Origin of the sequence: Microbacterium terregens, from assembly GCF_039534975.1 — a bacterium.
GTDB classification, from domain to species: domain Bacteria; phylum Actinomycetota; class Actinomycetes; order Actinomycetales; family Microbacteriaceae; genus Microbacterium; species Microbacterium terregens.
This window is the reverse complement of the sequence record NZ_BAAAWH010000001.1, coordinates 2,474,771-2,500,168: the sequence shown is the minus strand read 5'-3', so window position 1 is coordinate 2,500,168 and position 25,398 is coordinate 2,474,771. Positions and strand designations below refer to the sequence as shown.

General features: G+C 69.2%; 25 protein-coding genes. 16 read left to right on the top strand and 9 right to left on the bottom strand.

Going from position 1 to position 25,398, the window contains the following annotated elements; genetic code table 11:
- Positions 1–154 precede the first annotated feature (154 nt).
- Positions 155–1,672, top strand: coding sequence for an ABC transporter permease (locus ABD655_RS11575; RefSeq protein ID WP_344714100.1), 1,518 nt, complete (start codon positions 155–157; stop codon positions 1,670–1,672).
- A complete protein-coding gene (locus tag ABD655_RS11570; RefSeq protein ID WP_344714098.1) occupies positions 1,673–2,857 on the top strand; it encodes an ABC transporter permease in 1,185 nt (394 codons plus the stop codon).
- Positions 2,858–2,868: 11 nt separating this feature from the next.
- On the opposite strand, the gene ABD655_RS11565 is transcribed toward ABD655_RS11570, so the two are convergent.
- Complete coding sequence (locus tag ABD655_RS11565) at positions 2,869–3,477, bottom strand: PH domain-containing protein (RefSeq protein ID WP_344714096.1); 609 nt, start codon at positions 3,475–3,477, stop codon at positions 2,869–2,871.
- Positions 3,478–3,508: 31 nt separating this feature from the next.
- Here ABD655_RS11565 and ABD655_RS11560 point away from each other — a divergent pair, with 31 nt between their 5' ends.
- The 8 genes from ABD655_RS11560 (at position 3,509) to ABD655_RS11525 (ending at position 11,840) form a co-directional block, all read left to right on the top strand.
- On the top strand, positions 3,509–5,308 hold the full coding sequence (locus ABD655_RS11560) for a dipeptide ABC transporter ATP-binding protein (protein ID WP_344714094.1): 1,800 nt from the start codon (positions 3,509–3,511) through the stop codon (positions 5,306–5,308).
- 118 nt (positions 5,309–5,426) lie between these two features.
- Entirely contained in the window at positions 5,427–7,340 is a 1,914-nt protein-coding gene (gene typA / locus ABD655_RS11555) for a translational GTPase TypA (protein WP_344714093.1), read from the top strand.
- A 64-nt stretch (positions 7,341–7,404) separates the two neighbouring features.
- Complete coding sequence (locus ABD655_RS11550; RefSeq protein ID WP_344714091.1) at positions 7,405–8,154, top strand: AzlC family ABC transporter permease; 750 nt, start codon at positions 7,405–7,407, stop codon at positions 8,152–8,154.
- The gene (locus ABD655_RS11545; RefSeq protein ID WP_344714088.1) at positions 8,151–8,465 is read left to right on the top strand and encodes an AzlD domain-containing protein; all 315 of its coding nucleotides are present in this window, start codon (positions 8,151–8,153) and stop codon (positions 8,463–8,465) included. Before ABD655_RS11550 ends, ABD655_RS11545 begins: the two co-directional genes overlap by 4 nt.
- A 47-nt stretch (positions 8,466–8,512) precedes the next feature.
- Positions 8,513–8,899, top strand: coding sequence for a DUF6113 family protein (locus ABD655_RS11540; RefSeq protein ID WP_344714086.1), 387 nt, complete (start codon positions 8,513–8,515; stop codon positions 8,897–8,899).
- A 9-nt stretch (positions 8,900–8,908) separates the two neighbouring features.
- Positions 8,909–9,229 (top strand): ferredoxin, encoded by a 321-nt coding sequence (fdxA, locus tag ABD655_RS11535; RefSeq protein ID WP_257502417.1) that lies wholly within the window; start codon positions 8,909–8,911, stop codon positions 9,227–9,229.
- A gap of 7 nt (positions 9,230–9,236) precedes the next feature.
- Complete coding sequence (gene dapC / locus ABD655_RS11530; protein WP_344714083.1) at positions 9,237–10,343, top strand: succinyldiaminopimelate transaminase; 1,107 nt, start codon at positions 9,237–9,239, stop codon at positions 10,341–10,343.
- Positions 10,344–10,538: 195 nt separating this feature from the next.
- On the top strand, positions 10,539–11,840 hold the full coding sequence (locus ABD655_RS11525; protein WP_344714082.1) for a citrate synthase: 1,302 nt from the start codon (positions 10,539–10,541) through the stop codon (positions 11,838–11,840).
- Positions 11,841–11,892: 52 nt separating this feature from the next.
- On the opposite strand, the gene ppk2 is transcribed toward ABD655_RS11525, so the two are convergent.
- Together ppk2 and dapD are read right to left on the bottom strand one after the other, a co-directional pair.
- Positions 11,893–12,798 (bottom strand): polyphosphate kinase 2, encoded by a 906-nt coding sequence (gene ppk2 / locus ABD655_RS11520; RefSeq protein ID WP_344715820.1) that lies wholly within the window; start codon positions 12,796–12,798, stop codon positions 11,893–11,895.
- Positions 12,799–12,857: 59 nt separating this feature from the next.
- Entirely contained in the window at positions 12,858–13,814 is a 957-nt protein-coding gene (gene dapD / locus ABD655_RS11515; protein ID WP_344714080.1) for a 2,3,4,5-tetrahydropyridine-2,6-dicarboxylate N-succinyltransferase, read from the bottom strand.
- 47 nt (positions 13,815–13,861) lie between these two features.
- On the opposite strand from dapD, the gene dapE reads away from it, so the two are divergent.
- The 3 genes from dapE to ABD655_RS11500 all read left to right on the top strand — a co-directional run bounded on the left by dapE (position 13,862) and on the right by ABD655_RS11500 (position 16,442).
- A complete protein-coding gene (gene dapE, locus ABD655_RS11510) occupies positions 13,862–14,938 on the top strand; it encodes a succinyl-diaminopimelate desuccinylase (protein ID WP_344714078.1) in 1,077 nt (358 codons plus the stop codon).
- Positions 14,920–16,167, top strand: coding sequence for a mannosyltransferase family protein (locus tag ABD655_RS11505; protein ID WP_344714075.1), 1,248 nt, complete (start codon positions 14,920–14,922; stop codon positions 16,165–16,167). Before dapE ends, ABD655_RS11505 begins: the two co-directional genes overlap by 19 nt.
- Before the next feature lie 101 nt (positions 16,168–16,268).
- Positions 16,269–16,442, top strand: a complete 174-nt coding sequence (locus tag ABD655_RS11500) for a DUF3117 domain-containing protein (protein ID WP_344714073.1) — start codon at positions 16,269–16,271, stop codon at positions 16,440–16,442.
- Between the two features lie 76 nt (positions 16,443–16,518).
- Here ABD655_RS11500 and ABD655_RS11495 read toward each other — a convergent pair whose 3' ends face one another.
- Positions 16,519–17,154, bottom strand: coding sequence for an O-methyltransferase (locus ABD655_RS11495; protein WP_344714071.1), 636 nt, complete (start codon positions 17,152–17,154; stop codon positions 16,519–16,521).
- 72 nt (positions 17,155–17,226) lie between these two features.
- On the opposite strand from ABD655_RS11495, the gene ABD655_RS11490 reads away from it, so the two are divergent.
- Complete coding sequence (locus ABD655_RS11490; RefSeq protein WP_344714069.1) at positions 17,227–17,616, top strand: twin-arginine translocase TatA/TatE family subunit; 390 nt, start codon at positions 17,227–17,229, stop codon at positions 17,614–17,616.
- A gap of 6 nt (positions 17,617–17,622) precedes the next feature.
- Here the strand turns inward: ABD655_RS11490 and ABD655_RS11485 are convergent, their stop codons facing one another.
- From ABD655_RS11485 to ABD655_RS11475, 3 genes are read right to left on the bottom strand one after another with little or no spacing between them, the layout of a single operon-like run.
- The gene (locus ABD655_RS11485) at positions 17,623–18,771 is read right to left on the bottom strand and encodes an Mrp/NBP35 family ATP-binding protein (RefSeq protein WP_344714068.1); all 1,149 of its coding nucleotides are present in this window, start codon (positions 18,769–18,771) and stop codon (positions 17,623–17,625) included.
- A complete protein-coding gene (locus ABD655_RS11480; RefSeq protein ID WP_344714066.1) occupies positions 18,768–19,298 on the bottom strand; it encodes a DUF1003 domain-containing protein in 531 nt (176 codons plus the stop codon). Before ABD655_RS11480 ends, ABD655_RS11485 begins: the two co-directional genes overlap by 4 nt.
- Entirely contained in the window at positions 19,298–20,617 is a 1,320-nt protein-coding gene (locus tag ABD655_RS11475; protein WP_344714064.1) for a magnesium transporter MgtE N-terminal domain-containing protein, read from the bottom strand. The genes ABD655_RS11480 and ABD655_RS11475 overlap by 1 nt, the downstream gene beginning before the upstream one ends.
- Positions 20,618–20,681: 64 nt before the next feature.
- Between ABD655_RS11475 and ABD655_RS11470 the strand changes: the two genes are divergently transcribed.
- Positions 20,682–21,419 (top strand): YflT domain-containing protein, encoded by a 738-nt coding sequence (locus ABD655_RS11470; RefSeq protein ID WP_344714062.1) that lies wholly within the window; start codon positions 20,682–20,684, stop codon positions 21,417–21,419.
- Complete coding sequence (locus tag ABD655_RS11465) at positions 21,416–22,102, top strand: alpha/beta hydrolase family protein (RefSeq protein ID WP_344714060.1); 687 nt, start codon at positions 21,416–21,418, stop codon at positions 22,100–22,102. Before ABD655_RS11470 ends, ABD655_RS11465 begins: the two co-directional genes overlap by 4 nt.
- Before the next feature lie 16 nt (positions 22,103–22,118).
- Here ABD655_RS11465 and ABD655_RS11460 read toward each other — a convergent pair whose 3' ends face one another.
- Positions 22,119–23,915, bottom strand: a complete 1,797-nt coding sequence (locus ABD655_RS11460) for a gamma-glutamyltransferase family protein (RefSeq protein WP_344714058.1) — start codon at positions 23,913–23,915, stop codon at positions 22,119–22,121.
- The gene (locus tag ABD655_RS11455) at positions 23,912–25,357 is read right to left on the bottom strand and encodes an aminopeptidase P family protein (protein ID WP_344714056.1); all 1,446 of its coding nucleotides are present in this window, start codon (positions 25,355–25,357) and stop codon (positions 23,912–23,914) included. Before ABD655_RS11455 ends, ABD655_RS11460 begins: the two co-directional genes overlap by 4 nt.
- Between the last annotated feature and the right edge of the window lie 41 nt (positions 25,358–25,398).

Here is a 25,398-nt window from a genome sequence, read left to right as displayed (position 1 = left end):
GCGAGCCTCGGCTCGCTGTAGACCGGGTGGGGTGCAGGTCCCCTGGGACCTGCACCCCACCGCGTTAGACTCCTCTCAGTGGTAGAGCACGCGGACGTGCACACAACCGCTCCAACTGCTCGCGCTGATTCACCGATTGGCAGGCGGCCACACCATGGCTTCATTCATCATCAGGCGGTTGATCGCATCGATCTTCGTGCTCTTCGCCGCGACGTTCCTGATGTACGTGCTCACAGCCTTCTCGGGCGATCCCCTAGAAGACCTGCGGCAGGGCAATGCGCCCAACAAAGCCGAGCTCATTGAATCCCGCACCAAGCTTCTGAATCTCGACGTCCCGCCCCCGCTGCGCTACTTCCTGTGGCTCGGCGGCCTGTTCCGCGGCGACTTCGGGGTCAGCATCCAGAACCAGCCGGTCAACGCCATGCTGGGCAACGCGATCACCGCCACCCTGACGCTGGTGACGACGGCCACGATCGTCGCGATCGTACTGGGCATCATCGTCGGCATCGTCTCGGCGCTGCGACAGTACAGCGGCTTCGATTACAGCGTCACGCTGGTCTCCTTCCTGTTCTTCTCACTGCCGATCTTCTGGGTCGCGGTACTGCTCAAGCAGTACGGGGCGATCCAGGTGAACAACTGGCTGAGCGATCCACGGATCTCCGTTCCGGTGATCATCGTGGGTTCGCTTGTGACGGGTCTGCTGTGGATGTCGCTCATCGGCGGCAGATGGAAGCGCCGTCTGATCGTGCTCGGCATCTCGGCGGTGGCGACGGCCGCCGTGCTGACGTTCCTGTCCGTCACCGAGTGGTTCGCCGATCCCAGCATCGGGATCGTCGTCTACAGCGTGCTGGCGCTGGGCACCGCGTTCGGTATCACGGCGATCTCCACGGGGCTCCGCAATCGCAAGGCGGTGTACGCGTCCCTCGCGGTGGCCGTTCTCGGGATCGCGCTGTACTTCCCGATGATGAACTACATCCTCAACGGGATGACCCTGTGGTTCTTCCTGGTGCTGATCGTGCTGACCATCGTCGTGTCCGCCGCGATCGGCTGGTTCTTCGGCGCTCCCGACCGCGGACCGGTGATGCGCACCGCGGCGATCGTGGGCGTCCTGGTTGCGGGTCTGATCGCCCTCGACAAGTACATGTCGTACTGGCAGGCGTACGCGAACTCGAGTCGCATCCGGGGCCGGCCGATCGCGACGGTGGGAGCGTCGACCCCCGGTCTGGGCGGCAACTTCTGGGTGCAGGGCATCGACCTGTTCACGCACCTGCTGCTGCCGACCATCGCCATCGTCCTGATCTCGTTCGCCAGCTACACCCGCTACTCTCGCGCGAGCCTGCTCGAGGTCATGAACCAGGACTACATCCGCACCGCCCGGGCCAAGGGCCTCACGCAGCGCACGGTCATCGTGCGCCACGCGTTCCGCAACGCGCTCATCCCGATCACGACGATCATCGCGTTCGACGTGGGCGCGATCGTCGGAGGCGCGGTCATCACCGAGACCGTCTTCGGCTGGACCGGTATGGGCCGGCTCTTCGTCGACGGGCTCTCGGCACACGACCCGAATCCGGTGATGGCGTTCTTCGTCGTGACCGGCACGCTGGCCGTGCTCTTCAACCTCATCGCGGACCTCGTCTATGCGGCCCTCGACCCGAGAATCAAGGTGGGCTAGATGAACACCACAGTCGCAAACGAGCCCGGCTCGCGGGAGACCGAAGCCATCGCCCAGATCTCCATCGAGCAGAAGGAGACCGAAGGCCTCAGCCAGGGCCAGATCGTCCGCCGTCGGTTCTTCCGCCATCGCGGGGCGCTGGTTTCGATGATCGTCCTCGCGCTGATCGTCGTCATGGCGTTCACCTCCGTCGGAGTGAACCTCTGGGGCCTGCGGATCACCGGCTGGTGGCAGTACTCGTGGGAGCAGATCCCCCCGAAGATCAACAACGGCGTTCCGACGCTGAGCCTGTGGCCGCTGCAGATCGGCGACCACCCGTTCGGTCAGGACGAGGTCGGCCGAGACATCTTCGCGGTGGTCATGCGGGGTGCCCAGCAGTCGATCATGGTGATGGTCATCGCCGGCGTCGTCGCCACGACGATCGGCGTGGTGATCGGCGCCCTCGCCGGCTACTACCGCAAGTGGACCGACTCGGTGCTGATGCGATTCACCGACGTCATCATCACGATCCCGCTCATCGTCATCGGATCGGTGCTCGGAAACACGTTCGGAAGCCTCGGCGCCGCCGTGCTGGGCGTCGTGATCGGCATCTTCGCCTGGACGACGATGGCGCGGCTGGTGCGCGGCGAGTTCCTGTCGCTCCGCGAGCGGGAGTTCGTGGATGCCGCACGCGTATCGGGTGCCCGCGACCGACGCATCATCTTCCGCCACATCCTGCCCAATGCCGTCGGTGTCATCGTCGTGAACGCGACGCTCCTGATGGCCGGTGCCATCCTGCTGGAGTCGGCGCTGAGCTACCTCGGGTTCGGGGTGCAGTCGCCGGACACCTCGCTCGGCAAGATCGTGTCCGACAACCAGGCCGCCTTCTCCACCCGCCCCTGGCTGTTCTGGTGGCCCGGCATCTTCATCATCGCGATCGCGCTGTGCGTCAACTTCATCGGCGACGGGCTCCGCGACGCGTTCGATCCGCGCCAGAAGAAGATGCCGACCGAGCGTGCGATGGCCCGGGCGGGACGCGCGTCAGGCCCGATCGCGCCGGGTTCCGGGACGAGCGCGTCCACGGAGGCGGCGAGCGTCACGGTCGGAATGCAGACCGCCTTCACCGGAGACGTGGTCAACTTCAACGACCCACGGCCGGAGGAGCCCGGCGACGTCCAGCATCAGCCCCTCGATCCGGAGCGGTGACGGTGACCCTGCTAGATCAGCAGACCGACCAGCGAGGCGATCGCGAGAACGACCGCGACCGTGATCGTCGCCCGGTGCCAGGTCACGGTCATCGCGTCGGGGTCCACGCCGTACGCGAACGCGCCGGCGTCGCGCAAACGCTCCCAATGGCCGCGGATCACCTGCGCCAGGTTGCCGCTCGGGGTCGTGATGGCATCGGCCGGCCGCAGCGAGCCGTGCGCGCCACGTGCCGACGCGCCCACCCCGTCGAAGTCCTTGCTCGCGAGGCCGAGCGTGCGGTGCCGGCCGGGGGCGGGCGCCGCCCACACGCCGACGCGCCCGGAGACGGTGTGCAGCGTGAGCGCGTAGCGCGTGTCGAGAGAGGTGATCGCTGGCCACGGAACGAAGTACGTGCGCAGCACGTTCTCGACGGTGATGCCGTGCTCCTGAACCCGCAGACTGGGACGCCAGAACAGCGCCCAGGCGGCGAACGCGACCAGGGCGATCGGCCACACGTAGCGGATGCCGGCCATCCCGTCCGTCCAGAACAGCACCACCGCCCCGAGGGCGCAGACCACCGCGGTCACGACGGCGAGGGTTCGCCCGAGTACGGGCCGGTAGAGAACCTCCTGGAACGCCATGGGCTCAAGCTTCGCAGATGGGACACCACCAATGACTGACACCACGGGCATCGGCGCTGAGATCGCCGCATCCCACCGGGCCCTGCCCGAGAGGATCCTCGAGGTCCAGAACCTCGGAGTCGAGTTCTGGGTGGAGGGCGAGTTCTACCCGGCAGCCATCGACATGAACTATGTGGTGCGTCGTGGCGAGGTGCTCGCCATCGTCGGCGAGTCCGGCTCGGGCAAGAGCACGAGCTCGATGGCGCTGCTGGGCCTCCTTCCCGAAAACGCCCGCGTGACCGGCTCCATCAAGCTGCTGGAGCGGGAGCTGCGCGGCGTCGACGATTCCACGCTGCGGGCACTGCGCGGCAACGAGATTGCCGTGATCTTCCAGGAGCCGATGACCGCGCTGAACCCCGTCTACACGATCGGCTTCCAGATCGTGGAGGCGCTGCGCTCGCACAACGGCTCCCTCGCACCGTCCGAGGCCAAGGCCCGCGCCGTCGAGCTGCTCAGCCTGGTCGAGATGCCGAACCCCGAGCAGTCCTTCGACAAGTACCCGCACCAGCTGTCGGGTGGTCAGCGCCAGCGCGCCATGATCGCCCAGTCCATCTCGTGCGACCCGCTGCTGCTGATCGCGGACGAGCCCACGACGGCGCTCGACGTCACCGTGCAGGCCGAGATCCTCGACCTGCTGCGCAACCTGCACAAGCGCCTGGACTCCGCGATCATCCTCATCACACACGACATGGGCGTCGTCGCGGACCTCGCCGACCGCATCCTGGTCATGAAGAGCGGCGAGGTGGTCGAATCCGGCACCGTCGATGAGATCTTCCACGCGCCGCAGCACCCGTACACCCAGCAGCTGCTGGCCGCCGTGCCGCACCTGGGTCTGGGCGTCCTCGAGGAGGCCGACGCGAGCGTCGTCGAGCTCATCGCCGAAGACCCCGCGGTGCCGGTGATCGCGCAGATCCGGGAGCGGGCGTCCGAGGCCGCGGAGGACGTCGACGCGAAGCCCCCGGTGCTCTCATTCGAGGACGTCGCGATCGATTACCCGAAACGCGGCCGAATCCCCGCGTTCCGCGCGGCGGAGCACATCGACCTCGAGATCCATGCGGGGGAGATCCTCGGCTTGGTGGGGGAGTCCGGGTCCGGCAAGACCACGCTGGGCCGCGCGGCGATCGGGCTGCTGCCCATCGCCGAGGGCAAGCTCACCGCGGTCGGCACCGACATCTCGAAGGCGACCCAGAAGGACCTGCGCGCCATCCGCCGGCGCACCGGCATCGTCTTCCAGGATCCGGCATCCTCCCTGAACCCCCGGATGCCGATCGGCCAGTCCATCGGCGAACCGCTGCTTCTCGCGGGGGAGGCGAAGGGCAAGGAGCTCGACCGGCGGGTGGAGACGCTGCTGGACCAGGTCGAACTGCCCAGGTCGTACCGCAACCGCTTCCCGCATGAGCTCTCGGGGGGCCAGCGCCAGCGCGTCGGGATCGCCCGCGCCCTCGCGCTCGCGCCCGAGCTGCTCGTCGCCGACGAGCCGACCTCGGCGCTGGACGTGTCCGTGCAGGCACGGTTCCTCGAGCTGCTGCAAGAGATCCAAGGTCGTCTGCAGTTCGCCTGCCTGTTCATCAGCCACGACCTCGCCGTCGTCGACATCCTCGCCCACCGCATCGCCGTGATGCACCTGGGCAAGCTCGTCGAGACGGGGACCCGCGACCAGATCCTGCGCGGCGCATCGGACCCCTACACGCAGCGCCTCATCGCCGCCGTGCCCGTGCCCGACCCGGAGGAGCAGCGGATCCGCCGCGAGGCGCGTGCTCTGCTCCTGGAGGCCGAGAGCTCCGCCGGCTGAGTCCTTCTCCGTGGGCGTTCCGCGCAGTGCCATACGGGACGCGGCAGACGTTCAGGCGCCAACCGGTAGAATGTATCAGCCCGGTTCCGGGCGCTTCCCCGTTCTGCAAGGATTCTTCATGGCGCGCGCCCTCCGTTCAGACCTCCGCAACGTCGCGATCGTCGCCCACGTCGACCACGGCAAGACGACCCTCGTCGACGCGATGCTGCGCCAGACCGGATCGTTCGGAGACCACGCGCACGTCGAAGAGCGCGCCATGGACTCGAACGATCTCGAGCGTGAAAAGGGCATCACGATCCTCGCCAAGAACACCGCCATCACGTACCGCGGTGTGCACGCGACCGACGGTCCCGTGACCATCAACGTGATCGACACCCCCGGCCACGCCGACTTCGGCGGCGAGGTCGAACGCGGACTTTCGATGGTCGACGGCGTCGTGCTGCTCGTCGACGCGAGCGAGGGACCGCTGCCGCAGACCCGCTTCGTGCTTCGCAAGGCCCTCGAGGCGAAGCTGCCGGTCATCCTGCTGGTGAACAAGACCGACCGGCCCGACGCCCGGATCGCTGAGGTCGAGGAGGAGAGCCACGACCTGCTGCTCGGTCTCGCCTCCGACCTCGTCGACGACGTGCCCGATCTCGATGTGGACGCACTGCTGGACGTGCCGGTGGTGTACGCGAGCGGCCGCGCCGGCGCGGCATCCCGCAATCGCCCCGACAACGGGTCCCTTCCCGACAACGACGACCTCGAGCCGCTGTTCGAGGCGATCCTCGAGCACGTGCCGGCACCCGTCTACGACGATGAGGCCCCCCTGCAGGCCTGGGTGACCAACCTCGACTCGAGCCCGTTCCTCGGCCGTCTGGCGCTTCTCCGCGTCTTCAACGGCACGCTGAAGAAGGGGCAGACCGTTGCCTGGGTGCGCGCCGATGGAACGACCAGCAGCGCCCGGATCACCGAACTCCTCAAGACGCGGGCTCTCGAGCGCTACCCCGCGGAGAGCGCCGGCCCCGGGGACATCGTCGCCATCGGCGGCTTCCCCGACATCACCATCGGCGAGACGATCGCGGACCCCGACGACGTGCGGCCGTTGCCGCAGATCCACGTGGACGAGCCCGCGATCTCGATGACCATCGGCACGAACACCTCCCCGCTGGCCGGAAAGGTCAAGGGTCACAAGCTGACTGCGCGTCTGGTCAAGGACCGCCTGGACCGCGAGCTGATCGGAAACGTCTCGCTCAAGGTCGTCGACATCGGCCGCCCCGATGCGTGGGAGGTGCAGGGTCGCGGCGAGCTCGCCCTGGCCATCCTGGTGGAGAACATGAGGCGCGAAGGCTTCGAGCTGACCGTCGGCAAGCCGCAGGTGGTCACGAAGAAGGTCGACGGCAAGGTGCACGAGCCGTTCGAGCACCTCACGATCGACGCGCCCGAGGAGTACCTGGGCGCCATCACTCAGCTGCTGGCCACGCGCAAGGGCCGTATGGACAACATGACGAACCACGGCACCGGGTGGGTGCGCATGGAGTTCATCGTGCCGTCGCGCGGTCTGATCGGCTTCCGCACCGAGTTCCTCACCACCACCCGCGGCACCGGCATCGCCAACGCCATCTCGCACGGCTACGAGGCCTGGGCGGGCCAGATCGTGACCCGCCAGAACGGCTCGATCGTCGCCGACCGCAGCGGCGTGGTCACGCCCTTCGCGATCATCGCGCTGCAGGAGCGCATGTCCTTCTTCGTGCAGCCCACCCAAGAGGTGTACGAGGGCATGGTGATCGGCGAGAACTCGCGCAACGACGACATGGATGTGAACATCACCAAGGAGAAGAAGCTGACCAACATGCGTCAGTCCACCTCCGACACGTTCGAGGCGATGACCCCTTCGCGCCAGCTGTCGCTCGAGGAGAGCCTCGAGTTCGCCCGTGAGGACGAGTGCGTCGAGGTCACCCCCGAGATCGTGCGCATCCGCAAGGTGAATCTGGATCAGACCGAGCGCGCCCGCGCGACCTCCCGTCTGAAGCGCCAGGACGCCAACGCCTGACAACCCGCGGCCGGGCCGCGCACGGCGCGGCGGCGCAAGCGGTTCTGGTGGGTAGGCTCGACCGGTGAGTTTCGAGCCCGCGACACCGGATGCCGAGAGCCGGCGCGCGTGGCGCCAGGGCCTCAGCGTCGCTGTGGCCACCAGTGCGTACGGGATCTCCTTCGGCGCGCTGGCCGTCGCTGCCGGGCTCGACGTCTGGCAGACGTGCGTGCTGAGCCTGGTCATGTTCACGGGCGGTTCGCAGTTCGCGTTCGTCGGCGTCTTCGCCGCCGGGGGACTGGCCGCGGTCCCCGCGGCGATCGCCTCGGCGTCCCTCCTCGGCGTGCGCAACGTCGCGTACGGTATGCGCATGTCGCCGGTGCTCGGCACCGGCTTCTGGCGTCGCGCCGCTGCGGCCCACTTCACGATCGACGAGTCGACCGCCGTGTCGCTGGCTCAGACCACGCCCAGGGCGCGCACGCTGGGTTTCTGGGTCACGGGTATCGGCATCTACATCGGGTGGAACCTGTCCACACTCGCCGGCGCGCTGCTCGGCGACGTGCTGGGAGACCCCCGGGCGTACGGCCTGGATGCCGCCGCCGCGGCCGCATTCCTCGCCCTGCTGTGGCCACGGCTCAGGCATCGCCAGCCGATCGCGGTCGGCATCGCCGCGGCCGTCGTGGCGATCGTCCTCACGCCGGCACTGATGCCCGGGGTTCCCGTCCTCGTGGCCGCCGCGGTGGCCGTCCTCGTGGGCTGGTTCAACTGGCTCGGGGTCGGGGCGGAGCCGCCTGAGGAGCCCGAGGATGTCGCGGAGCGGGGAGGCCTGCCATGACCCTGTGGAACGCGGTGCTGCTGGCGTCGATCATCTGCGTCGCGCTCAAGACCCTCGGCTACCTGATGCCGCAGCGGTTGCTGGAGGCGCCCCGGCCGGCCCGGATCGCGGATCTGTTGACCGTCGCCCTCCTGTCCGCGCTGGTGGCCGTTCAGACGCTGGGTGCCGGGCAGGCCGTGGTGGTGGACGCCCGCATTCCCGCTGTGCTGGTCGCCGGCGGGCTGTTGCTGGTCCGGGCGCCGTTCCTGGTGGTGGTCGTCGCAGCCGCGCTCGTCGCCGGGCTGCTTCGGCTGTGGGGCGTGGCGGCCTGAGCCGCGGCCGACCACGGATTCCGAGACCGGAACGTAAGCTTGCCCGCGTGAGGTCCGCCTTTCCCCGCATCGCGACATGGGTCGTGGCGTTCGTCGTCGGCGCCGTCTACGGCCTTGCCGGTACGATCGCGCATGCATACCGACTCGGGTGGTTCCCCCTGGGCCTCGTGCTGGCCATCATCGGGAGCGCGGCACTCCTCGCCGCGGTGCGGCTGCTGACGTCCGATCGCTGGGCCGGATTGGCCGCGGGCGTGGGGATGATCCTGGCGACCCTGGTGTTCTCCGGGCGCGGCCCCGGTGGTTCGGTCATCGTGCCCCAGACGGACCTGGCGGTGATCTGGACCTTCGCGGTGCCGATCCTCGTCGCCGTCGCGGTGGCGTGGCCCACTCGACCGGCCACGCCGGCGGCCTCCGCGGGCCCCGGGTCGAATTAGACTGAGCACGTGACGTATGTGATCGCTCTTCCGTGCGTGGATGTGAAAGACCGCGCCTGCATCGACGAATGCCCCGTCGATTGCATCTATGAGGGTGACCGGATGCTGTACATCCACCCCGACGAATGCGTGGACTGCGGCGCGTGCGAACCGGTCTGCCCCGTCGAGGCGATCTACTACGAGGACGATCTGCCCGACGAGTGGCAGGACTACTACAAGGCCAACGTCGAGTGGTTCGAAGACGTCGGCTCGCCCGGCGGTGCCGCGAAGGTCGGGGTCATCCACAAGGATCACCCGATCATCGACGCGCTGCCGCCGCAGGCTCCGTAACGCGGCCATGGGCGTCGCTGACCTGGCCGATTACCCGTGGGATGCCGTCGCACCGTATGCGACGCGGGCACGCGCCCATCCCGACGGACTCGTCGACCTCTCCATCGGATCGCCGGTCGACCCGACTCCACCGGTGATCGCCCACGCGCTGGCGGCCGCGACGGACGCGCACGCCTATCCTCAGACCGCCGGTGCGCCGGCACTCCGGGAAGCCATCGTGGACTGGTACGCGCGTCGACGCGGCGTGCCGGATCTCAGTGCGGATCACGTGCTGCCCACGATCGGCTCCAAGGAGCTGGTGGCGCTGCTGCCGCTGCTGCTGGATCTGGGCCCCGGCGACGTCGTCGTGCATCCTCGCGCGGCGTACCCGACATACGAGGTCGGCGCGCGACTGGTGGGGGCCACTCCGATCGCGGCCGATGACCCGCAGACGTGGCCCGCCGGGACGCGCCTGGTGTGGCTCAACTCGCCGGGCAATCCGGATGGACGGGTGCTGGATGCCGTGTCCCTGCGTGCCGCGGTGGCGCGGGCGCGCGAACTCGGGGCGATCGTCGCCTCCGACGAGTGCTACGCCGAGTTGGGCTGGGACGCGCCGTGGCACTCCGAGCCGATCCCCTCCGTCCTCGACCCCCGCGTCACCGACGGCGACGTGCGCGGCATCCTTTCCGTGTACTCGCTCAGCAAGCAGTCGAATCTGGCCGGATACCGTGCGGCGTTCCTCGCCGGCGATCCGGAGATCGTGGCCCGCCTGACCACCGCGCGCAAGCACCTCGGCATGATCCTGCCGGCACCCGTGCAGGCGGCGATGATCATCGCGCTCGGCGACGACGAGCACGTCGCGGCGCAGAAGGACCGCTATCGCGCCCGTCGAGCGACGCTGAAGCCGGCACTCGAAGCCGCCGGCTTCCGGATCGATTTCAGCGAGGCTGGTCTCTACCTGTGGGCGACCGAAGACCGCGACGCGTGGGACAGCCTGGGACGCCTGGCCGACCTCGGCATCCTCGCGGGTCCCGGTCACTTCTATGGCGAGCACTTTCCCCGCCATATCCGCCTCTCGCTCACGGCGACCGACGAGCGGATCGCGACGGCTGCCGCGCGCCTGCGTGGGCTCTGATCGGGACTGAGGTTTCCTCCAGCGCATCGCCCGGGGGTTTGGCCGTGTCCGCAGTATGCCGACGGGCCCATTAGGCTGTAACGGCGCGTTGACGCGGCAACCCCTGTCATCGCGCCGGCTCTCGGACTCGCCCTACGGTGCGACCCGCAGGGCCCTCGAAACCCCCGGACCGACCAGGAATCGCGAGGAGGCGCCGTGAGCGACGCGGGCACCCAGCAGGACAGAGCCATCCTCACCATCGGTGATCGGACTGCCGAGTTCCCACTGCTGCAGGGCACCAATGGGACGATGCCGAGCGTGGACATGTCGACGTTCACTCGGCAGACGGGCCATACGGCGCTCGACTACGGTTTCGTCAACACTGCCGCGACGAAGTCCGCGATCACCTTCATCGACGGCGACAAGGGGATCCTCCGCTACCGGGGCTATCCGATCGAGCAGCTGGCCAAGAACAGCACGTACCTCGAAGTCGCCTGGTTGCTCCTCTACGGAGAGCTGCCCACCGCTGACCAGCTCGCCGAGTTCGACGACCGCATCCGGCACCACACGCTCCTGCACGAGGACCTCAAGCGCTTCTTCTCGGCCCTCCCGCCGACCGCGCACCCCATGTCGATGCTGTCATCGGCCACCTCGGCGCTGTCGACGTACTACGAGAACCAGTCCGACCCGAACAATCCCGAGCACATCGAGCTGAACACCATCCGGATGCTGGCGAAGATGCCCGTGATCGCGGCATACGCGCACAAGAAGAGCATCGGCCAGGCGTTCCTCTACCCGGACAACAACCTCAGCTTCGTCGACAACTTCCTGAAGCTGAACTTCGGGGTCCTCTCGGAGATCTACGACGTCGACCCGGTGATGTCCCGCGCGCTGGAGCGCCTGCTGATCCTGCACGAGGACCACGAGCAGAACGCCTCGACCTCGACCGTCCGCCTTGTCGGATCGACCGGCGCGAACCAGTTCTCGTCGATCTCGGCGGGCATCAACGCCCTGTACGGTCCGCTGCACGGCGGTGCCAACGAAGCAGTCCTGGACATGCTCGCGCGCATCCGCGACTCGGGGGAGAGCGTGCAGCGCTTCGTCGAGCGGGTCAAGAACAAAGAAGAGGGCGTGAAGCTGATGGGCTTCGGGCACCGCGTGTACAAGAACTACGATCCGCGCGCCAAACTCGTCAAGGAATCCGCGGATGAGGTGCTCGAGGCGCTCGGAGTGAGCGATCCGCTCCTGGACCTGGCCAAGGAGCTCGAAGAGCTCGCGCTCAGCGACGACTACTTCAAGGAGCGTCGTCTGTACCCGAACGTCGACTTCTACACCGGCGTGATCTACAAGGCGATGGGCTTCCCGACCCGCATGTTCACGGTGCTCTTCGCGATCGGTCGGCTGCCCGGCTGGCTCGCCCACTGGCGCGAGATGCAGACGGACCCGCAGACCAAGATCGGTCGCCCCCAGCAGCTGTACACCGGAGCGCCGGCGCGCGACTACCCCGGCGTGGGCTGACCGGAGGCCGCGCCTGCTGGCGCGCCGGCCGTCGCCGTGCTCAAGGCACGGATCAGTCCTTGCTGCTGCCGCTCTGCTTCTCGTCCGCGGCCTGTTCGCGATCCGCGATCTTGGCCGCTTCCTTCTCGCGTCCCCGTTTGCTCTTGGACGCGTCGATGCGCTCGGCACGGTGACGCTTCTCGACGTCCTTCGCGTAGTCGGGCACATGCGAGGTGAAATCGCGCGGCGGACGTTCGTAGCCGCCTGAGGCAGGTCGCGGCGGCACGATGACATCCTCGCGCTCGACCGTCTCGTAGGGGACCTGCGAGAGCAGGTGCGCGATCGTGTTGATCCGTCCCCGTCGCTTGTCCTCGTTGTCGACCTCCCACCACTTCGCCTCGGGGATGTCCGTGTGCACGAACATCGTGTCCTTCGCCCGCGAGTAGTCCTCCCATTTCGTGATCGACAGGACGTCATTAGGGCTGAGCTTCCAGCGGCGCATCGGATCGTCGGCGCGGTCGCGGAAGCGGCGTTCCTGTTCGACGTCCGAGACGCTGAACCAGTACTTGATCAGGATGATCCCGTCCTCCACCAGCATCCGCTCGAAGATCGGCGTCTGGTGCAGGAAGCGGTGGTACTCGGTGCTGGTGCAGTAGCCCATGACGTGCTCGACGCCGGCCCGGTTGTACCAGGACCGGTCCATCAGGACGATCTCACCCGCCGCGGGCAGATGAGGCACGTATCGCTGGAAGTACCAGCGCGTCTTGTCGCGCTCGCTCGGTGTGGGCAGCGCCACGATGCGTGTGACGCGCGGGTTGAGGTACTCGGAGACCCGTTTGATCGTGGATCCCTTGCCCGCGGCATCCCGGCCTTCGAAGATGACCACGACGCGAGCGCCGGTCGCCTGCACCCACGCCTGCATGTCGACCAGCTTGGCCTGCAGCACCATCAACTCGGATTCGTACAGCTTCTTGCCCATGCGAGCGCTCACGAGACCCCCTCGTCCCCTGCCGCGACCGATACGCGGACCTTTCGACCCTACGCGTGCAGTGCGTCGTTCAGCGTGACCCCGACGCCGGCTCGGCGCACAGCCTCGATGGCGCCGGTGAGCGAGTTGCGCCGGAACAGGATGCCGCTCCGGCCGGACAGCTCCGCGCCCTTCGCGGTCGCGCGGCTGCCGTCGGCGCGCGTCGGCTCATCGGCCAGGACGATCTTCGACCCTGCCGTGACGTACAGTCCCGCCTCGACCACGCAGTCGTCGCCCAGCGAGATCCCGACTCCGGCGTTCGCGCCGAGCAGCGTCCGCGCGCCGATGGAGACGCGATGTTCGCCACCGCCGGACAGGGTGCCCATGATCGAAGCCCCGCCCCCGATGTCGCTGCCATCCCCGACGACCACACCCTGCGAGATGCGTCCCTCCACCATCGAGGAGCCGAGCGTGCCGGCGTTGAAGTTGACGAACCCCTCGTGCATCACCGTGGTTCCGGGGGACAGGTAGGCGCCGAGGCGGACGCGCGAGGCATCCGCGATTCGAACGCCGGGCGGGCTGACGTAATCCAGCAGCCGCGGGAACTTGTCCAGCCCCTGCAGCTGGATGCCCTCGCGGGTCAGGAACGGTCGCAGGCGGGCGGCGTCTTCCGGGTGCATCGGTCCTGCGTTGGTCCAGGCGACGATGGGCAGGTGGGCGAAGATGCCGTCGAGGTTGACGGTGTTCGGCGCGACGATGCGGTGCGACAGCGCGTGCAGACGCAGGTATGCGTCGGGCGTCGAGGCCGGTGCGGCGTCGAGGTCCACCTCGACGACGACGACATCGACGTCCACGTCCCTGCGCGGGTCGGGCACCGCATGCCGGTCCAACTCGTCCGGGGGGATGGCCGGATCGAGCCCGAGCGGAATCCGCCCCGCGGCAGGGGCAGGGAACCATGTGTCCAGCACTGTTCTGTTCGCGGATGTCGTGGCCAGGCCGACACCCCATACCCACCGCTGATCGCTCATCACTCCACGCTACCGGGCCGCCGGTGCGTCATCAGTAGACTCGAGGGATGCCGCCGCTCGATCTGACCGCGACCTCTGTCGATCTCACCCGGATGATCTGCGACATCCCGAGCGTCTCCGGCGACGAGGTGGCGCTGGCCGATCTGATCGCGGCCTCGATGCGCGATCTGGCCCACCTCGAGGTGTATCGAGATGGCGACACCATCGTCGCGCGCACCCAGCTGGGTCGTGCTCAGCGGGTCGTGATCGCCGGCCACATCGACACGGTGCCGATCAACGGGAACGTGCCCACGCGCGAGGTCGCGATCGACGGCGCCCCCTTCCTCTGGGGGCGGGGGACGGTGGACATGAAGGCCGGAGTCGCGGTCCAGCTCAAGCTCGCCGCCGAACTGACCGATCCCCGTGTGGACATCACGTGGATGTGGTACGACCACGAGGAGGTCGACGCCGACTTGAACGGGCTGACGCGCCTCGCCGCCACACGGCCGGATCTGTTCGCGGCCGACTTCGCGATCCTCGGCGAGCCGTCCAACGGCGCCGTCGAAGGCGGCTGCAACGGCAACATGCGCGTGATCGTGCGCACGCACGGCGTCCGGGCGCACAGCGCGCGCGCGTGGGTCGGCGAGAACGCGATCCACAAGGCCGCGCCGGTGCTGGCCCGGCTCGCCGAATACCGCCCACGGGAGGTCCCCGTCGACGGACTCGTGTACCGCGAGGGGCTGAACGCCGTGCGGATCACGGGTGGGGTGGCCGGCAACGTGATCCCCGACCTGTGCGAGGTCGAGGTGAACTATCGCTTCGCCCCGAGCCGGTCCGCCGAAGAGGCCGAGGGCCACGTGCGTGACGTCTTCGCAGGGTTCGAACTCGACGTCGTGGACATCGCGGTCGGCGCCCGCCCGGGTCTGGATGCGCCGCTCGCCCAGGAGTTCGTCGCGGCGGTGGGCGCGGAAGCCCGTCCGAAGTACGGATGGACCGATGTCGCCCGGTTCTCCGCCATGGGTGTTCCTGCCGTCAACTACGGGCCCGGTGACCCGATGCTGGCTCATCACGATGAGGAGCGGGTCTCCCACGCGCAGATCGAGGACGTGGAACGCGGACTCCGGGCGTGGTTGAGCGCGCCCTGATCGCTCCGCCGCGCCGCGGGTGGCGCACGCTTCCGGCGGCGCTGCGGATCGGCATCCTGTATGTCGCCGCACGCGCGGTCACGACGGGTTTCCTGATCCTCGCCGCAGCGCTGGCCGGGCCCGGTTCGCGCTTCGGTCAGGACGCCACGATCGGCAGCTTCCTGCTCGGGTGGGACGCGCAGTGGTACTGGCTGATCGCTGTGGGCGGGTATCCGACCGAGCTTCCGCTGACCGAGACCGGGGAGGTGTCCGAGAACCAGTGGGCGTTCATGCCCGTGTACCCGTACCTTGCGCGGATCGTCGGTCTGCCGTTCGAAGCGCTGGCGTGGACCGGCGCGCCGGCGTGGGGCGTCGGCGCGGTCGTCGTCTCGATCGTCGCAGGCTATCTGGCGTGCCTGGTGCTGTACCGGATGCTGCGAATGCGCATCGACGTCCCGGCGGCGACGTGGGCTGCGCTGTTCTTCGCGGCCGGCCCGATGGCGGCGCTCTTCCACGTGGGATATGCCGAGTCGCTGTTCCTGCTGTGGCTGTTCCTGTCCCTCTGGCTCGTTCAGCGCCGCCAGTTCGGCTGGTTGTACATTCTCATCCCGCTGATGGGTTTCACTCGTCCCGGCGTCCTGGCCTTCGCGCTGTTCCTCGGCATGTACGGAATCTGGCGGTGGATCTGCCGACGACGCGATGCGCTGCCGGCGCGTCAGATCGTCCACATCGTGGCGCTCGGACTGCTCGCGGTCGTCGTCGGGTTCTCGTGGCAGGTGCTCGCCGGCATGGCCACCGGGCGCGCGGATGCCTATCTCGCCACGGAACTGGCGTGGCGACGCACCGCGGTGTCCGGAGACGGCTTCGTGCCGTTCGGGGGATTCGTCGAGGGCACCGCCCTGTGGTTCGGGCGCATCTGGCACGTCGGGGAGGTCACCGGGTACGTGGTGCTCGCGGCGTCCGTGCTGGCCGTGGCCGCGCTGCTCCTGTTCGAACCCCACCTCAAGCGGCTCGGCGTCGAGACGCGACTGTGGGTGGCGAGCTACCTCGTGTATCTGCTCGCGGTGTTCTTTCCACAGTCCAGCATCTTTCGCCTTCTCGTTCCCGTATCGCCCGTGTGGGGCGCGATCGCGCTCCCGCGCTCGACCGCCTACCGGGTGTCGGTGCTGGCCGTCTGCCTGGTCGGGCAGTGGTGGTGGATCTACAACATGTACGCGCTCGGGAATACGGCGTACTGGACCATTCCTTGAGCGGGTGCGGCACCCACGACTTCCGCGCAGCGGGCCGATTATCTCCTATCGCACGCGGCGGGATAAACTTGACACGCAGACCACGACGAAAGGGAGCCACGATGGCAGCCATGAAGCCGAGAACCGGAGACGGGCCAATGGAGGCCGTGAAGGAGGGTCGCCTGATCATCGTGCGCGTGCCGCTCGAAGGTGGGGGACGCCTCGTCGTCTCGGTGAACGACGCTGAGGCCAAGGAGCTCTACGAAGTGCTCGGCGGCGTTGTGAACGTCGCCTGATCACGCTTCAGACGCCGACGGCCGGTCCTGTGGACCGGCCGTTTCGCGTTGCCCGGGATGGATGCCGCGGCGTGCGTCATCCGGCCGGTCGAGTGGTGAGCTGCAAGAGCCCCTCGCCGACGATCGACAGCGCGCCGATCACGGCGGGCGAGGCCTGAGTCTCGGAGATCAGTGAGCGGTAGGCGGCCGTCACCGCGTCGCGGCGCACGGGGTCGCTGACCGCACCGTTGCGCAGCACGCGCGGGACCAGGACGGTGCCGCCCGCGCGCACCAGGCGGAGGCCGTGCTCGACGTACTCGATGACGCCTTCGGGGTCGGCGTCGACCAGGACGATGTCGTAGGAGGCCTCGTTCATCCGGGGGAGCACCTCGGCGGCGCGTCCCGTGATGAAACGCGCTCGGGCGGGCGGGATCTTCGCCTCGCTGAATGCCTGTCGGGCCGCGCCCAGATGTTCGGGCTCGCTGTCGATCGTGGTCAGCGTCGCCCGCGGCGACCCGTAGAGCAGCCAGAGGCCGGACACACCGGCTCCGGTGCCGATCTCGACGATGTTCAGTGCCTGCGACGCGGCGGCCAGCACTGCGCACTGGGCACCCACGGCGGCGCTGACGGGCGCGGCACCGAGCTCGAGAGCATGCGCGCGGGCGCGCGTGATGTGCTCCGGTTCGATCGTCGCCTCATCGGCGAAGCGGTAGTTCGCGTCCTGCTCGCCCATCGGTGCTCCTTCGCGGCCAGCCTACGCGGACACGCCGCGCCGAGCGCTCAGGCGCGGCGGTAACCTGAATGCATGTTCTTCGGACTCACGATCGAGAAGCTTCTGCTGATCGGTGTGGTCGCGGGGCTGCTCATCGGACCAGAGCGGCTGCCGCGCTATGTGGAGAGCCTGACGCGGTTCGTCAAGCGTGCCAAGGAGTACGTCACGACCGCCAAGACCCGCATGAAGGACGAGATGGGGGCGGACTTCGACGACGTCGATTGGCGCACGCTCGACCCCCGCCAGTACGATCCCCGCCGGATCATCCGCGAGGCCCTGCTGGATGACGCGCCCGTTCCGACGGTGCGCGCCGCGAGCGCGGCGGCCGCCGTCACGTCTCCGGCCCCGTTCACGACGTCCAGGCCGGCGAGCGCACCGTTCAGCAATGAGGAGCCGCCGCCCTTCGACAGCGAAGCGACCTGACCGGGCTCAGCTCGGGCGCAGTGGCAGTGACCGGCCGGCGAGGCCGCGGGGTTCGGTCGCGATCGTCTGCGCCAGCGCTTCGATCGCGACGGCGGCGGGATCGGCGGGATGCGCGACCACCACGGGGGTTCCGGCATCCCCGTCCGCACGCAGCGCGGGGCTGAGCGGGATCGAGCCGAGCAGCCGGACCGGCGCGGTCTCCTCGGCCAGCGCGGCGACCACGGCGGCACCGCCGCCGGATCCGAACAATTCGAACGTGGTGCCGTCGGGCAGGATCATCGCCGACATGTTCTCCACGACGCCGGTGACGCGCTGGCCGGTCTGGCGTGCCACGATGCCGCTGCGGACCGCCACATCTGATGCCGCGGCCTGAGGCGTCGTCACGACGATGACCTCGGCGTTGGGAAGCAGCTGACCGACCGTGATCGCGATGTCGCCCGTCCCGGGCGGCATGTCCAGGAGGAGGATGTCCAGATCGCCGAAGTAGACGTCCGTGAGGAATTGCTGCACGGTCCGGTGGAGCATCGGGCCACGCCACGCCACGGCGCCGACCGGGGCGTCGCCGTGCGCGCGGCGCAGGAACATCCCGATCGAGATGACCTTCACCCCGTAGGCGACCGGCGGAAGCATCAGATCGTCGATGCGCGTGGGCTGGGGCACGTTGCCGTCCGCGTCGACGAGCCCGAGAAGGCCCGGTATCGAGAAGCCGTGGACATCGGCATCCACCAGGCCGACGGCCAGGCCGCGGCGGGCGAGCGCGACGGCGAGGTTCGCCGTGACGGTGGACTTGCCTACGCCGCCTTTGCCGCTGGTCACAGCCAGGACGCGGGTGAGTGATCCCGGCCCGAACGGCATCTCGCGGGCGGGACGGCCACCGCGCAGCTGCTCGGTCAGATCACGCCGCTCCGCGGGGGACATCACGCCGACCTCGAGGGAGACGTCTGTGACACCGGTCACGGATGCCGCGGCGGCGCGCACGTCCGCGGAGATCCGGTCGGCGGCAGGGCAGCCGACGATCGTCAGGACGATGCCCACGGAAGCCACGCCGTCGGCGACGGAGATGTCGCGGAGCATGCCGAGTTCGGCGATCGGGCGCCTCAGCTCCGGGTCGAGAACCGCGCCGACCGCACGCCGGACAGCCTCGTCTGTCGTCACCGCTCGGCGCCGCCCCTGGGCGCTGTCGCTCCGCGATCGTCGAGCTGCTCCAACAGCACCTTCAACTCGGCGCGCAGCACGTCCCTGGTCACCACGTCCTCGGAGACGTCGGTCACGACCATGCGCAGCGCCACGACCTCGCGGGCGAGGTACTCCGTGTCAGCAAGGTTGCGCTCGGCGCGCTGGCGGTCCTGCTCGATCTGGACGCGGTCCCGGTCGTCCTGCCGGTTCTGCGCGAGCAGGATGAGCGGGGCGGCGTAGGAGGCCTGCAGCGAGAGGATCAGGGTCAGCAGCGTGAAGTTCGTCGCCCTCGGGTCGAACTGCAGATCAACCGGCGCCAGGGAGTTCCACATCAGCCACACGGTGACGAAGACGGTCATGCCGATGAGGAACCCGGAGGTTCCCATCCCGCGGGCGAACGCCTCGGAGAACCGCCCGAATCGGTCGCGAGAGGGCTGAGGGTTGCGGCTCAGCATGCCCGAACGACCGCGGGGGGCGTCCAGCGAGGACTGCCGGAAACGCGCCATCAGCGCCGCCTCCCCGCGCCCCTGGTGCTGGCCGGAGGCGGTGCGGCCGCGATCGTTCCCGCGGACGCCCGCGCGTGCTGCTCGTCGTCACCGCCGGAGGACCGCCAGTCGTCGGGCAGCAGGTAGTCCAGCACGTCGTCGACGGTGATCGCGCCGACCAGGCGCCGCGCCTTGTCCACCACGGGCAGCGACACAAGGTCGTAGCTGGCGAGCATCCGCGCAACTTCTGCGGCGGACGCCGTCGCCGGCACCGGATCCAGGGTGTCGTCGATGATCGCGCCCAGGCGCTCGTGCGGCGGGTAGCGCAGCATGCGCTGGAAGTGCACGGTTCCCAGCAGCCGGCCGGTGGGCGTCTCGTACGGGGGAAGGGTGACGAAGACGGCGGCGGCGAGCGCCGGGTGCAGCTCGTGCCGGCGGATGAGCGCCAGGGCCTCGGCGACGGTCGCATCGGCAGAGAGCACGATCGGTTCGCTCGTCATGAGCCCGCCGGCCGTGTCGGGCCCGTACTGCAGCAGCGCGCGGACGTCCTCAGCCTCTTCGGGCTCCATCAGATCCAGAAGCTGCTCGGACCGGGCATCGGGAAGCTGACCGAGCAGGTCGGCCGCGTCGTCGGGTTCCATCGCGTCGAGGATGTCAGCCGCGCGCTCGTCGCCGAGCCGCTCGAGAATGTGCACCTGGTCGTCCTCAGGCATCTCCTCCAGGGCGTCGGCGAGCCGCTCGTCGGAGAGCTCTTCGGCAACCTCGAGCATGCGCTCGTTGGGGAGGTCGAGCAGCGTGTTGGCCAGGTCCGCGGGCTTGAGGTCGGCGAACGAGGCAACGAGCTGCTCGGCGGACTGCGCCTCGCCGGAGTTGCCCTCCCGCACCTCGTTCCACGTCGCGAACGTCGTCGGACCCTTGGCGAACGGTGAGGCGCTCGTGCGGGGGCGCCGCAGGAACAGCTGGCCGACGTCCCACTCGTCGAGACGGTTGCGCTCGATCGCCACGTCCTCGATGACCGCCGTCCCGCTGCCGTCGGTGAGCGTCACGCGTCGGCCGAGCAGTTCGGACATGACACGCACCTCGCCGCCGCGCTGCTGGAACCGGCGCACGTTGATGAGGCCGGTCGTGATGACCTGGCCGGTCGCGATGGAGGTCACCCTGCCGATCGAGACGAACACGTGGCGGCGGCCGGGGATCTCCACGACCAGGCCCACAACGCGCGGCGGGTCGTCCTTGCGGTAGATGACGACGACGTCGCGTACCTTGCCCAGCCGGTCGCCCGCGGGGTCGAAGACGGAGCACCCCGAAAGGCGCGCCACGAAGACCCTCTGCATGCTCACGCGTTCCAGCGTAGCCCGGTGTGCGTGAGGGGGCGGGGAGGTCGGGCCGTGGGAGGATGGGACGGTGAGCATCAACGGCGGGAGGATCCCGCAGAGCCTCGAAGACATCGGGCAGAGCATCGCGAGCTTCCCGACGTACGAGGCGGCGCAGAAGGCGGTCTCCACGTTGATCGCCGCCGACATACCGGCGCGTGACATCGCGATCGTGGGGCAGGACCTGCGCTCCGTCGAGCGGGTGACCGGTCGTCTGGGCTATGCGACCGCGGCACGCTCCGGTGCGATCAACGGCGTGCTCCTGGGCCTGCTGTTCTCTGCGATCCTCGTGATCGGCACCCCGGCGGTCCCGATCCAGGCGTTCGTCGGAGTGCTCTTCGTCGGCATCGCGATCGGGATGCTCTTCAGCATCATCACGTATTCGTTCGTGCGCCGCCGGCGCGATTTCGCGTCGGTCATGCAGGTCATCGCCGAGCACTACGAGGTGACGGTCGCCGCCGCCAGCATGCAGCGGGCGCGGCAGGTGCTGGGCGGGCAGACAGCTCCACAGCCACGCACTCCCGCCGCATCGGCAGACCCGACTCCGCCCGCCGGACCGTTGCCCGCTGCGCCGACGGCGGATGCCGGTGCCGAGCCCCCGCGCTACGGCGAGCGGGTCGCGCCGGCCGCCGACGACTCCGCGGAACCGATCCCGACGTCTCCGCCCGAGAGCGGGTCCGACGCCCCGGCGGGATCCGACGTCTCCGCGTCCGAGCGCGAAGACCCGCCCGCCGAAGACGGTGGGGCGCACTCGCCGTCTCCGCGATGACAGCGGACGAGACCGAGACGCGCTTCGACGTCCCGCTTCCGTCCGGCCCGATCGAGGTCGACGCCGCCTACGGCCGTCCGGACGACGCATGGGCGACGATCGCGATCGCGCACGGCGCAGGCGCCGGGTATGCGCATCCCTTCCTCGTCGGCTTCGCCCGCGCCATGCGGGCGGAGGGCGTCGCGACCCTGCGGTTCAACTTCCCGTACATCCAGCTCGGACGACGGATGCCGGGACCGGCGGCGCACGCGGTCCTCACGTGGACGGCGGCGATCGCCCGCGCCGAGGAGCATGCGGAGGGCAGCCCGGTCTGGGCCTCGGGCAAGTCGTATGGCGGACGCATGGCCTCGATGGCCGCGGCGGAGGGGGTCATCGATCCGGCCGGGCTCATCTATCTGGGTTATCCGCTGCATCCCCCCGGCGATCCCTCGAAAGCGCGCGTCGCCCACCTGCCGTCCATCGTGCCGCCGCAGCTGTTCGTGGAGGGCACGAACGACCCGTTCATCGACCCGCGCTCGCAGCTCGAAGACGCCGTGGCATCGTGCCGGAGCGCATCGATCGCGTGGATCGACGGCGGCGGCCACTCGTTCGAGGTGAAGGGCCGCAAGCGCCCGGCCGACGAGGTCGGCGCCGGCCTGGCCGCACTGGCCGCGGCGTGGATGCGCGGCGTGCTCCCGCGATGAGCTCGGGCGGCGGGCCTCACCGACCGGCAGCGTAGCCCTGCATACCCCGCGGGTTCGCCGCTGCCCAGACCAGTCCGGTACCGGCATCCCGTCCCACGGCCGACACGCGCCCGAGAGACCAGTCGCCGGCGCGCGTCACTGAGTGTCCGCGCCGTTCCAGCCCGGTGATGACCGACTCGCCGAGGCGATCCTCCACGAAAACGCCGGCGGGGGTCCAGCCGCGCGGCCAGAAGGAGTCCACCAGGGCGGTGGTGTGCAGAGACGGCGCATCGATCGCCTGCTGGGCGGAGTACCCGCCCACGAGCATCCGCAGCAGCACGGGCACCTGCCACTGCTCCTGCTGGTCACCGCCGGGCGTCCCGAGCGCCATGACCGGCTGACCGTCCCTCAGAACCAGGGTCGGCGTGAGCGTAGTGCGCGGCCGCGCCCCGGGACGCAGGGCGGCGGGGGAGGAGGCATCCAGCCACATCATCTGCAGACGCGTGCCGAGGCAGAAGCCGAGGTCGGGGATCGTCGGTGAGGACTGCAGCCATCCGCCGGACGGTGTGACGGCGATCATGTTGCCCCAGCGGTCCACGACATCGATGTGACACGTATCCCCGCGTGTCCGGCCCGAGCGGTCGATCGTCGGCTCGCCGAGACCGCTGGCAGCGTCGGCTCCGGCGCTGCGCAGACGGGGGCGGAACGGTGAGCGTCCGGGTACGCTGCCGGGCCGCCAGTCCTGCGACGCGCTGTCACCGATCTGCGCGCGGCGGGCGGTCGCGTACTCCTCCGACAGGAGCACGTCCAGCGGCACATCGCCGTCACCGTAATACGCGTCCCGATCGGCGAGGGCGAGCTTGAGCGCCTCCAGCACGACGTGCGCGCCCGCCTCCGTCGACGGGTCGATCTCATCGTGCCCGTCGAGGATCCGCAGCGTCTGCAGCAGGGCGGGTCCCTGGGTCCAGGCCCCCGCCTTGGCGATGTTGTGACCGCGGAACTCGATCGTGACCGGTGTGTCGTATCCCGCTTCGAAGTCCGCGAAATCGCTCGCCTCGATCACGCCGCGATGGTCGCGGCCGTCCGAATGCCGGTGCGGGGTCGCAAGGAACGCGGCGGCTGCCTGTGCGACGCGCCCGCTCCGCCATTCCCGCAGGGCCGCGTCGATCCGGGCGATCCGACCGACCGGCCCCTCATCGCGGATGCCGCGACCGGCCGCGACGAGCGACTGGAGGACGTCGGCGTAGGCGGGGTTGCGCACGAGAGTCCCCGGCGCGGGGACCCGGCCCTCGGGCATCCACAGTTCCGCCGACGACGGCCAGTGCTCGCGGAAGAGGCCGGCGACGCGGCCGATGGTCGCGCTCGCCTGGGCCAGCAGCGGATGCCCCTCGCGGGCGTATCCGATCGCGGAAGCGAGGATGTCACCGAGCTCCCACGTGCCGTGGTCGCGCAGCAGGGTGAGCCACGCGTCCACCGATCCGGGTACGGCGGCGGCCAGACCTCCGGCACCGGGCACGAGTTCCAGGCCCAGGCCCCGGTAGTGCTCGATGGTGGCACCCGCCGGCGCGGGGCCCTGGCCCATCAGCACGACGGGCGTGGCCGGGTCGGCCGCCGTCGCGAAGATCCCCACGAGGTCTCCGCCCGGCCCGTTCAGGTGCGGCTCCACGACATGCAGGACGAAGCCGCCCGCGACGGCGGCATCGAAGGCGTTGCCGCCGCGTTCCAGGATGGCCTGCGCGCTCGCGGTGGCCAGCCAATGGGTGGATGCCGTCATCCCGAACGTGCCCGTCAGTGTCGGGCGCGTGGTGAAGACCGGGGGCGGTGTGAACGTCACGGGTTGAGGCGAGCGACCCACGCCTCGACGTCGTCGGCGGTGCGGGGGATCGCCGCGGAGAGGTTGACCGGCCCGTCCGGAGTCAGGAAGATGTCATCCTCGATGCGCACGCCGATGCCGCGGTACTCCTCCGGCACGGTGAGGTCGTCGATCTGGAAGTACAGTCCGGGCTCGATCGTGAAGACCATGCCCGGCTCGAGCGTTCCACCCGCATACAGTTCGCGGCGCGCCTGCGCGCAGTCGTGCACATCGATCCCGAGGTGGTGGCTGGTGCCGTGCACCATGTACCGCCGGTGGTGGTGTCCGGTCTCGGGGTCCAGGGATTGCGCCGCCGACACCGGCAGGAATCCCCACTCCTCGATACGGTGCGCGATGACGTTCCATGCGGCCGCATTGAGGTCGCTGAACTTCGCGCCGGGCTGCGCGGCCGCGAAGGCGGCATCCGCTGCCTCGCGGACCGCCTCGTACACGCGCCGATGTACCTCGCTGAACCGGCCGCTGACCGGGATCGTGCGGGTGATGTCGGCGGTGTACAGGCTGTCGACCTCGACGCCCGCGTCGATCAGGATCAGGTCGCCGGGGGCGACCTGACCGTCGTTGCGCGTCCAGTGCAGGTAACAGGCGTGAGGGCCGGAGGCGGCGATGGTGTCGTACCCCTCCCCGTTGCCGTCGCTGCGCGCGCGCTGGTGGAACACGCCCTCCACGATGCGCTCACCGCGGGGGTGATCGATGATCCGCGGCAGGTTCGCGACGATGTCATCGAAGCCCTCCGCGGTGACGTCCACCGCGAGCTGCAGCTGGGCGAGTTCGTACTCGTCCTTGTGCAGCCGCAACTCGGAGACGAATCGGGTGAGATCGGCATCGGCGTCCAGCACGACGTCGTCCTCGGACGACTCGAACGAGTCGATGTGCGCGGTCGCCAGACCGAGGTCGGCAGCGACTCCCGCCAGCGCCGGACGCGGCCCGATCCAGAACTCGCCGATCGACGGATTCGCATAGAACTCCTGCGTCGTGCGATCCGCGCGCTCCCGGAAATAGAGGGTGACGTCGTGACCGCTGTCACCGCTCGGCTCGAAGACGAGTACCGAGTCCGGTACCGAGTCCGCGGCCCACCCGGTCAGGTGCGCGAAGGCGGAGTGGGCGCGGAAGGGGTAGTCCGTGTCGTTGCTGCGCACCTTGTACGGACCCGCCGGGACGACCACGCGCCGGCCGGAGAACGCGGCCGAGACCGCATCGCGCCGCCGGGCGGCATACGGCGCCTGCTCGCGCGCGGACGGCAGGGTCGAGGGCCGGTCCGCCCATCCTGTGGAGATCGTGTCGAGGAACCCCTGGCCGAATCCCTGACGTCGGTTCACGGAACTGTTCGCGGGGATCCCGGTCGGCGCCGCCTCGGGAGCGAGCTCGGTGGTGCCGGTGGTTTCACTGTCGCCTGAAGTGCTCATCCGGCAAGTCTCGCACTGTGCGCCGGAACGCGCATGTGTGC